This is a genomic window from Vibrio sp. L3-7, assembly GCF_963898195.1.
Lineage (GTDB): Bacteria > Pseudomonadota > Gammaproteobacteria > Enterobacterales > Vibrionaceae > Vibrio > Vibrio echinoideorum.
The window spans coordinates 1-1,350 of record NZ_CAWQUW010000064.1 but is presented as its reverse complement, the minus strand read 5'-3'; the positions used below and the strand labels follow the sequence as shown (position 1 = coordinate 1,350).

Sequence of the window (1,350 nt, the reverse complement as noted above, 5' to 3'; positions counted from 1 at the left end):
TTTCAGAAAGCGTAACACTTGGAATAACATCAATCGTCGGGTTATCACCATCCGTAATCGTCAGCGTTACGGTTGAAGTCAGAGCGTCGTTATCGAAATCACTTGAAGTCACTACTATCGACTTCACAATATCTTCACTCGCGGTGTGGTCTAGGTCGCGGTTTGGCTCAAAGCGCACTTCACCTTCAAGAGTGATAAACAGCTCGCCTTCCGTGAAACTGAATTGCTGCTCGCCGGTGTCATTCTGATCAAGTGTTCGTAACTGACCATCATAAGTGAACTGAGTGATCGTCGCGCCATCAGCACTCTGATTTGGCATCACATCAATGGTGTTGGTTGTGATTGTGCCGTCTGCAAGATTTGGCTCGATGATATCTAAGGTACCGTCTTGCATGATTTGAACATCATCACCGATGGTCACATTCAGCTGAGACACCAGTGAATCGTCGCCGTCCGTATCAACCGCATAAACAGGCAGATCAAAACTCAGATCGTTCTTATCTAAACCATCCGCATGGTCTAACGCTTCAAGCAGAGTAAAGGTGTATTCACCCAACGTACTCGTAGAGAAGGCAATCGTGAACACTGGAACTTCAGTGCCCGAACCATTGGTAATAAAGCCGATGTAAGTACCCGGATTAGCAGAGTCTTCTTTTATCTCAACCGCAAAACCGTTCGATTTCAGTGCACCACCGACATTGAATTCAGTCGGTTCAATACGGAAACTCGCCACATCATCACTTTGGTTCGTGAAAGTAATCGTCTCAGTTTGACTTACTGTACTTCCGCTTGGCACAGAGCCATCGGCTAAATTAGATTCCGAAAGCGTAACACTTGGTACCGCATCAATCGTTGGGATATCGCCATCAGTAATCGTCAGCATCACTGTGGAAGTCAGTACATCGTTGTCTAAATCGCTTGAGGTCACCACAATCGACTTCACAATGTCCTCGCTAGCCGTGTGGTCCAAATTACGATTAGGTTCGAAGCGAACTTCACCTTCAAGCGTGATGAACAACTCACCTTCTGTGAAGCTAAATTGCTGCTCACCTGTGTCCGTTTGATCCAGTGTTCGAACTTGACCGTCATAAGTGAACTGAGTGATCGTCGCACCATCGGCGCTTTGCTCTGGCATCACATCGATGGTATTGGTTGTAATTGTGCCGTCTGCAAGATTTGGCTCAGTGATATCTAACGTACCACCTTGCATGATTTGAACATCGTCACCGATGGTTACATTTAACTGAGACACCAGTGAATCGTCGCCATCGCTATCAACTGCATAAACAGGCAGATCAAAGCTCAGAACATTATTTGCCAAGCCATCAACATGGTCTAACGCTTCAAGTA

Annotated in this window: 1 protein-coding gene; it reads right to left on the bottom strand. The window is 46.1% G+C overall.

Annotated features, from left to right (window positions below; genetic code table 11):
- Nucleotides 1-1,350 (bottom strand): T1SS-143 repeat domain-containing protein (locus tag AACW75_RS23005; protein WP_237297966.1); only part of this gene is annotated, 1,350 nt, incomplete at both ends.